Origin of the sequence: Deinococcus sp. (assembly GCF_018260405.1) — a bacterium.
GTDB lineage: Bacteria > Deinococcota > Deinococci > Deinococcales > Deinococcaceae > Deinococcus.
The window spans coordinates 1-8,096 of record NZ_JAGLBG010000095.1; the positions used below are offsets into that span (position 1 = coordinate 1).

Here is an 8,096-nt window from a genome sequence, read left to right on the forward strand (position 1 = left end):
CTCCTGGCCGGGGCTGCTGCACGCCAGCCGCGAGGAGCTATACGGTCTGGCCCGCCACGACCAGCTGTGGGACAACCACCTTGTTCCCAGCTTCTCCATGACGGTGTTTGCGCTGAACATGAGCCGCGCGGCCAACGGCGTTTCCGAACTGCACGGCGAGGTCAGCCGGGGCATGTGGAACTTCTTGTATGAAGGCGCCGCGCCCAGCGAAGTGCCTATCGGCCACGTCACCAACGGGGCGCACAACCTGACTTTTACCAGTCAGGCCATGCGTGACCTGCTGTCGAGCGTGCTGCCCGCCGACTGGACCGAGCGCCTGGAAGACGAGGAGATGTGGAAGGCCGTCGAGGCGCTCAGTGAGGCGCAGCTCAGTGAGGTGCAGCGCGAGATGAAGCGCGACATGATCGAGTTCATCCGGGGCCGCCAGCGCGAACAGAAGCTGCGTAACGGAGCGCCCGCCGCCGAGGTCGCTGCCACCGACACGCTGCTGAGCGAGGACGCCCTGACCATCGGCTTTGCCCGCCGCTTTGCGACCTACAAACGCGCCACGCTGCTGCTGCGCGACAAGGCCCGCCTGAGCAAAATCGTGAACGACCCTGACCGCCCGGTGCAGTTCGTGTTCGCGGGCAAGGCGCACCCCGCCGATAATCCCGGCAAGGCGTTCATTCAGGAAATCTACAAGGTGTCGCAGGAACCCGAATTCCTGGGCAAGATCGTCATCTTGGAAAACTACGACATGCAGGTGGCCCGTCACCTGGTGCAGGGCGTGGACATCTGGCTGAACAACCCGCGCCGCCCACTGGAGGCCTCCGGCACCTCCGGCATGAAGGCCAGCTTCAACGGCAGTCCTAATTTTAGCGTGCTGGACGGCTGGTGGCGCGAAGGTTACGACGGCACCAACGGCTGGCCTATCGGCGAGGAGCGCGAGTACGCCGACCTGAACGTGCAGGACGACGCCGACAGCTACAGCCTGTACGCGACCCTGGAACACGACATCGTGCCGCGCTACTACGGCCACAAGTCCGGCGCCGAAAGCTGGGCCCATACCGTGCGCCGCAGCATCGAGACGGTCAGCCCGCGTTTTTCCATGCAGCGTCAGGTCATCGATTACGTCCGTCAGTACTATGTGCCGCTGGCCGAGCGTGGCGGGCAGGTGGCCGCCGACGGTTCGCTCAAGGCCCGCCAGATCGCCGAGTGGAAGACCTGGGTGCGCCAGCAGTGGCCCTACACCCAGATTCATGCCCAGGCCAACCTGCCCACCACGGCCCGCCCCGGTCAGACCGTCGCCGTGACCGCGCACGTGAATCCCGCCGGGATCGATCCCAGGCAGCTGAAAGTTGAGGCCGTGCTGACCCGTGGCGAGCAGCAGACCCGTGTGCCGCTGGCCTACCGTGACGGCAACACGTTCAGTGCCGACGTGCCCCTGGAAGACAGCGGGCTGTATTCGGTGGGTGTGCGGATGGTGCCCGAAATTGAGGGCCTCAGCAACGAACTGGAACTGGGCCTGATCAAGTGGGCCTGAGCTTCTAGCGCCCTTCAGTCCCCTGCTCTGCGTGGTGGGGGACTTTTTTTGTGTAATACGGATTCCGCTAAATTCCGCCACAGTCGGGAAGACACCGCCTGCGGCTCCATACCGCGAAACCCGTATGTTGTTCCTACTCGCATCCGCTCGGATTGATTCGGAACTGCACCAAATCAATCGGAACCCGTATAAGCCACCTGGCGGATGCCCCGGTCCCGGCGGAGGGCCGATACTGTCCGCTTATACGGACTGCCGGTTGATTTGGTGCCATCCCAAATCAATCTCCGTATTAGGCCCACCGAGCTGAGATGGCCTGTGCCCGGCGGCACCATCTTTCAGACCCGCGCTGCGCTGCGTGCGTGAAGGGCAATTGCTTGTCACCTGGGATGAGCGCTACCCGGATTTCTATACCCTGCTCGGCGGCGCGATTCAGACCGAAGAAAGCGCCGCAGCCGCTGCCCGGCGCGAGTGCCGCGAGTTCGGGTTTTTCTTCCGGGTGGAGCCGGGCCGCGAACTTCCGGCGGTGATGCTGGAGGGTCCGCACGTCACTTTTCGCTGGCTGCTGCTAGCACCTGGACAGCAGATCATCTCTCCCCGCTGTGTGCCTCAGCTTTTGCGCGTGCCGGAAGGATAGATCGGGCATTTCGTCGGCTCGCCCGCCCTGCCTACCGGCCTGTCGCCTGAACTGTGCCCCGGCTCAGGGCGTCAGGCGGTGGCGGTCACGCGGGAAGGCGCGGGCGTAACGCACGTTGGCGATGCCCAGCAGCTTGGCGGTCAGACGCTCGGCCCCGATGGCAAAGCCGCCGTGCGGGGGCATACCGAACTTGAACACTTCGCTGTAGCCTTCGAGCGTTTCGGGCTTGAGCTTGTAGGCCGCGATCGAGTCCATCAGCATCTGGTAGTCGTGGATGCGCTGGCCGCCCGAGGTGATCTCGATGCCCCGGAACAGCAGGTCGAAGCCCCGCGTGGTGTCGGCGCTAAGGCTGCCGTCCGCGTTGTGGTCGGCGTGGGTATAGAAGGGCCGGGCGGCGCGGGGGTACTTGGTCACGAATACGAAGTCGCTGCCCTGCGTCTCGGTAAAGTGCTGCGACAGAAGGCGCTCGGCTTCGGGGTCGAGGTCTTTGCCGCCGACCTGGTGGCTGTATTTCTCGGTTACCAGTTGGCGGGCTTCCATCAGCGTAATGCGGGGGATGTGCGTGGGCACTTCGGGAATGGTCGCCCCCAGCAACGCAAATTCTTTAGCGCAGGCCGTTTTCAGGTGCTGCATGATGGCGGCCAGCAGGCGGTTTTCGAGGTCCATCACGTCTTCCTCGTCCTCGATAAAGCCCATTTCCACATCCATCGAGAGGTACTCGTTAAGGTGGCGGCTGGTGGCGTGCTCCTCGGCGCGGTACACGGCAGCGACTTCAAAGACCTTCTCGAACACGCCGACCATAATCTGTTTGTACAGCTGCGGGCTTTGCGCGAGGTAGGCGGGCTGCCCGAAATAGTCGATGGGGAAGAGGTTGGCCCCGCCTTCGGCCCCCGCCGACACAATCTTGGGCGTGCTGATTTCGGTAAAGCCCTCACCGCGCAGGTGATCGCGGAAGGCGGCGACCAGTTCGGCCTGCACCTTCAGCGCGGCCCGCTCTTTGATCCCGCGCACCGTGACCACGCGGTAATCGAGCATGGTTTCGGGGTTGACGTTCCATTCCATCTTTGGAATTTCGACGGGCGTGGGTTCGGTGGCCGCCGAGATCACCTTGAACTGCTCGACCTGAAGTTCAAAGCCGCCGGGCGCTTTGGGGTGCGCCTTGACCTGCCCCACGACTTCCACGCTGCTTTCGGGTAGAGGCAGGCTCAGGCCGCTGCCGACGCACTGGGTAATGCCGCTTACGTCGCGCACTACCAGAAATTGCACGCCCCCAAGGTCGCGGCGGGCGTGCAGGAATCCCTGAAGCTTGACGGTCTGCCCCTCGAACTGGGGCAGGTCACGGTTGAGTGTTCGTTCGAGTGCCTGGGTCATGTTTCTCCTCGTTGTGCTGCGGGTTCTGATTGAAAAACCCCCGCCTTGTTCAGGTCGGGGGCGGCGGCTGCACGGCGAAACGTCCCCTAAGAGGGCACATTATCGTTGTTACGGGCCGCAAACATGCCAGACACTCTAGCGGAGTAGGCGTAGGCCGGTCAAATAGGCGGCTAGTCAGGGGAAGAACAATGGGCTTCGGCCCTGGCCCCCTCCTACTGTCGCCGCTGCGTTAGAGCAGTTCTCCGAATGATGGGCACGTTGGAAAAACACCGCCGCCCCCTTCATTCTACGTCCTGCTCTTTTTTTTCCACTCGTTCCACTCGGCAAAAAGATGGTCAAAAGAGCACCATCTTTTTGCACAATGATCTAAGTAGCTCCCAGCTGGAGAGGGGGCCTGGAGGATAAATGGAACATCACTTTGCCCTAGAGTCCCTCGCCCCAACCCCGCAGTATCTTGAACCCGATGACGCTTTATAGCCATGAGCTCCAGGTAGCCGAAGCCCTGGCCCGTGCGGCAGGCGCCCTGCTGCTTCAGCACCGCCGCGACGGCTTTACGGTCGAGCACAAGACCAGTATTCACGACCCGGTGACGGTGGCGGACCGCGAGGCGTCGGCCCTGATCTTGGCAGGCCTAACCCATGAGTTTCCTGCCGACGGCCTTCTCAGCGAGGAAGAAGTGGACAGCCCGGAGCGCCTGGAACGTGAGCGGGTCTGGATCATCGACCCTATCGACGGCACCCAGGAATTCACGACGGAAAGCCCGGACTTTTGCGTCAGCATTGGCCTGGCGATTGGTGGTGAGGCCGTGCTGGGCGTGGTTTATGCTCCGGCCACAGATGAGCTGTTCAGTGGCGCAGTCGGTGGGGCAGTTGCCAAAAACGGGCAGCCAGCGGGGTTTTCGGCGCGTCAGGATTACCGCGTCAGTGTTTCGGACACCGAATTCAGGCGCGAACTGGGTAGGTACGGCGTGCCCGGCATGGTGCCCAGTGGCAGCATTGCCCTGAAGCTGGCCCGGCTGGCTGCGGGTGAGGCCGACGCGACTTTTACCATTTCGCCCCGCAGTGAGTGGGACATCGCGGCGGGAGACGCCCTGCTCAGGGCCGCTGGGGGTGAACTGCGCCGCCGGGACGGGACACCGATTCCCTACAACAGGGCGCACCCACACATCGAGCAGGGCATTATCGGGGGCCGCCCGGAAGCGGTGGACTGGCTGACTGGGCAGTTGCAGGCGCGGGCCGTTCCCGTGGTGCACCTGCGGCTGATCGATACCGATCCGGCATGGGGCGTGCTGAGTGAAAGCGATCAGGTAGAGCTGGCCGGGCATTCGGGCGTTTGCATTCGGTACGCCGGGGCGCAGTTGCTGGGGCTGCTGGTCGTAGACCTCGATACGCAGCGCGTCGAGCGGGCCGAGGGAGACGCTTTTCATCTTGCGAGACTGACCAGGGACGTGACCCGCGCCTTCGGCCCAGTTCAGCCCGCGTGACCTCTGCCGCATATGTCCACTATGGCCGGGTGACCCTCAAGCCCGTGCTGGACTTCACGCCTGCCGAGTGGCGCACGGTGTACCGCTTCTTTCGTGACCGCGAACTGGCCGAATGGAACGACGCCAAGCCTATCCGGCTGCCCGAATTTCTGTTTCGCAAGATTATGAAAGACGAGGAAAAGACCGGTGAGCGTGCGGGTTTCGGCGTGCTGGACGAGCATGGCAAGCTTATCGGCAATGCGGAGTTGTACGACTTTCGGCCCTCGCCACCGCTGCGGGCTACGGTTGCTACCCTCGGAGTGATGATTGGGTTTCCTGCCCTCTGGGGCCAGGGCTATGGCCGTGAGACGGTGGAAGCGCTGCTTAACTGGGCTTTTACGGTGCAAGAACCCCCGCTGCAACGGGTCAGGCTGACCACCTTCGGGCATAATCGACGTGCTCAGCGGGCTTTTGCGGCCTGCGGCTTTCAGGAAATCGGGCGCACCGAGCACTTGAATCGCAGTGATGTCCATATGGAAGTGACCCGCTCAGACTGGCTTGGGCGTCAGTCCTCCTCTTCCTGAGCTTTATTGTTCCTGAGCCTTATTGTTCCTGAGCCTGTTCGTTTTAGGTAGAGGCCTGGGACTGCTCCAGCGCGGCCTGTATCCCGCCGGGCAGGGCTGCGGCAATTCGCTCCAGCGTGCGGTTGGCGGCGGCCCGGACCATTTTTTCAAAGGCGGCACTTCCCCATCCCTCGGCCTCTGGAAGCTGTAAATGGGCGCGGAGCTGAAAGGCGAAAGACATCTTGTTCTGACTATCTACCGTCGCCTGCCCATTGACTTCGACCCAGGCGCGTTCGTCGGGCAGTTGAGCCGCAAGAAGCACAGCACCGTCCGGCGTGCTCTGAAGGCGGCTGCTGAAGGGCAGGTCTACGTCGCCCAGCATGGCGACAGGCACGATCAGTTCACCCTGTACCTGCTCCTGCTTAGTGTTCAGTCCACGAATAAACCGCACCTGTGACAGCGCCACCGCCGGGGTTCGCACAAAGTGCAGCGCCTCCTGGGAGCTTCCTGGGTGACGCAGTTCAAAGCTCTGGGTGGCCTCCAGCAGCATGCTCAGTCCACCCACTCGATCACGATCTGTCCGGCTTCGACGGCAGTTTGCAGTTCGGTGTCGTTGGCGCTGCGCAACCGGGGCAGGTGCGAAAAACGTGGTGTGGCCGAGGCGAATCCCAGGCGAACCACGACAGCGTCGCTCAGTTCGTCCTTACCAATGCGCCAGACCAGTTGCCCCCCCAGTGCTTCTAGCTGCTGCGTCAGCCCAGTTGGCAAAGGGAGTTGGGTCATACTTTCATTGTAGCGGTGGAGGACAGCGTGTATTGACTCTTGAGTGCCGAGCTGCTTGGAGCGCGGCCCTTGATAAATAACTCGCGTAATGTTATCTTTTTCGTCGCTGCCCGTAGGGGCCGCTGTGAACAGCATATTGGGTTGTTAGCTCAGTCGGTAGAGCAGCTGACTTTTAATCAGCGGGTCGTAGGTTCGAGCCCTACACAACCCACCACACAAAAGCCCCGCCTGGCGCGGGGTTTCTGCATATATTACTCTGCTGGTTACAGACCAGTGCAAAGCAGCTCATCCTGACTTTGCAGGGCGCAACCTCAGTGGCCCGGGACGCGGTCAGTCGGGCGCGAATATCGGCAATAGGTAAAGGCCGCTTCATGCCCCGCCCCCTAGAATAAACTTCAGTAGTTTGATTGCGGCGCTTATAAGTAGCTGGCGGGTGTAGCGCAGGCAATTGTTTGAGCCTCGGCCGAAGAGCCAAGCGCGGTGGCTGGGGAAGTGGAGATTAGCTGGGTGCTTTTCCCGGATGACTGGAATTGTACCCGGTAGCTCTTTACCTGAGAAAGCAGAGTCGTGGCCGTCTGGTCCGAAAAGGAGAAACAGGGTTATATGGATTGGCAAAATCTTCCGAGTAGTGGTGGCGGCGTTGATGACCGCCGGGGTTCTGGCGGCGTTCCTGGAGGTGGACTCGCGGTAGGCGGGATCGGTGGGCTGGTTATTGCGTTGATTGCCATGTTCTTCGGCATTAACCCCAGCAGCATCACGGGCGGCAGTACGGCGCCCAGCCATACGCAGAGCGGCAACCAGACGGGCAGCCAGGCTGGCGACACGACTTACCAGTTCATAGATAAGGTGCTCGGCAGCAACAATCAGGTTTGGGGCAACATCTTCCAGCAGTCGGGCAAGCAGTTCCAGAAGCCTGTGCTGGTGCTGTATAGCGGCGGAACCCAGTCGGGCTGTGGAACCGCCAACAGCGCCGTCGGGCCGTTCTACTGCCCCAGCGACGGCAAAATATATCTGGATACCAGCTTCTTTAACCTGATGAAGTCGCGTCTGGGCGGCGGGGGCGAATTCGCCTATCAATACGTTGTGGCCCACGAATACGGCCACCATATCCAGAACCTCCTGGGCATCTCCGATCAGGTCGAGCGCAAGCAGCAGAGTGCCCGCAGCGAGGCCGAGGCCAATACATATAGCGTGCGCCTGGAATTGCAGGCCGACTGTTTTGCTGGCGTGTGGGGCAACCATGTCAAGGATCAGGAGAACATTACCCAGACCGACGTGCAGACCGCCATCAACACGGCCAAGGCCATCGGTGACGATACCTTGCAAAGCCAGAGCCAGGGCAGTGTGACTCCCGAAAAGTTCACGCACGGGAGCAGTGCCCAGCGCACCAACTGGTTCATGAAGGGCTATCAGAGCGGCAACCCGAACTCCTGCGACACATTCGGTATCGCCTACAACCAGCTGTAAGCCATATTTGGTGTGCGGCGTGGGGAAGCCTCCCTGCGCCGCTTGTTGTCTGGCCGCCATATCGAGCAAAAAAATTCCTGGTAAGTCGCTCCCAGTTCCAGTTGCGCGGGTCTAGGAAAAGCGCCCAAACCCGCTCCGGGCGATGATGTCACCGTCACCCGGCAGCTCCTTATACGAACTGCCGCTTGAACCGGGCCATATTGAATTCAAACCAAGTGCAGTAGTCCGGAACCTTTTTGACCAAAAAGCAAGTGGGGTCGGTTACGTTGGTGTGTGAAGACTCAACGAACGGCC

The 8,096-nt window shown here is 61.6% G+C and carries 8 protein-coding genes and 1 tRNA gene; 6 read left to right on the forward strand and 3 right to left on the reverse strand.

Annotated elements, in window-relative coordinates:
- The coding region (glgP, locus tag QZ269_RS10845) for an alpha-glucan family phosphorylase (protein WP_291426726.1) at positions 1–1,522 on the forward strand (1,522 nt) is incomplete at its 5' end.
- Positions 1,523–1,877: 355 nt separating this feature from the next.
- Positions 1,878–2,156 carry an NUDIX domain-containing protein gene (locus QZ269_RS10850; RefSeq protein WP_367272277.1) on the forward strand — a complete coding sequence of 93 codons (279 nt, stop codon included), beginning with the start codon at positions 1,878–1,880 and terminating at the stop codon, positions 2,154–2,156.
- 63 nt (positions 2,157–2,219) lie between these two features.
- On the opposite strand, the gene aspS is transcribed toward QZ269_RS10850, so the two are convergent.
- A complete protein-coding gene (aspS, locus tag QZ269_RS10855) occupies positions 2,220–3,527 on the reverse strand; it encodes an aspartate--tRNA(Asn) ligase (protein ID WP_291426728.1) in 1,308 nt (435 codons plus the stop codon).
- Positions 3,528–3,990: 463 nt separating this feature from the next.
- Between aspS and QZ269_RS10860 the strand changes: the two genes are divergently transcribed.
- Both QZ269_RS10860 and QZ269_RS10865 read left to right on the forward strand, forming a co-directional pair.
- On the forward strand, positions 3,991–5,010 hold the full coding sequence (locus QZ269_RS10860) for a 3'(2'),5'-bisphosphate nucleotidase CysQ (RefSeq protein WP_291426729.1): 1,020 nt from the start codon (positions 3,991–3,993) through the stop codon (positions 5,008–5,010).
- Positions 5,007–5,573 carry a GNAT family N-acetyltransferase gene (locus tag QZ269_RS10865; RefSeq protein WP_291426730.1) on the forward strand — a complete coding sequence of 189 codons (567 nt, stop codon included), beginning with the start codon at positions 5,007–5,009 and terminating at the stop codon, positions 5,571–5,573. The genes QZ269_RS10860 and QZ269_RS10865 overlap by 4 nt, the downstream gene beginning before the upstream one ends.
- 43 nt (positions 5,574–5,616) lie before the next feature.
- Here the strand turns inward: QZ269_RS10865 and QZ269_RS10870 are convergent, their stop codons facing one another.
- A complete protein-coding gene (locus QZ269_RS10870; protein WP_291426731.1) occupies positions 5,617–6,102 on the reverse strand; it encodes a DUF3809 domain-containing protein in 486 nt (161 codons plus the stop codon).
- A 2-nt stretch (positions 6,103–6,104) separates the two neighbouring features.
- Positions 6,105–6,335 (reverse strand): DUF3248 domain-containing protein, encoded by a 231-nt coding sequence (locus QZ269_RS10875; RefSeq protein ID WP_291426732.1) that lies wholly within the window; start codon positions 6,333–6,335, stop codon positions 6,105–6,107.
- A gap of 138 nt (positions 6,336–6,473) precedes the next feature.
- Here QZ269_RS10875 and QZ269_RS10880 point away from each other — a divergent pair.
- Together QZ269_RS10880 and QZ269_RS10885 are read left to right on the forward strand one after the other, a co-directional pair.
- Positions 6,474–6,549, forward strand: a tRNA-Lys gene (locus QZ269_RS10880).
- A gap of 389 nt (positions 6,550–6,938) precedes the next feature.
- Entirely contained in the window at positions 6,939–7,802 is an 864-nt protein-coding gene (locus tag QZ269_RS10885) for a neutral zinc metallopeptidase (protein ID WP_291426733.1), read from the forward strand.
- Positions 7,803–8,096: the final 294 nt, after the last annotated feature.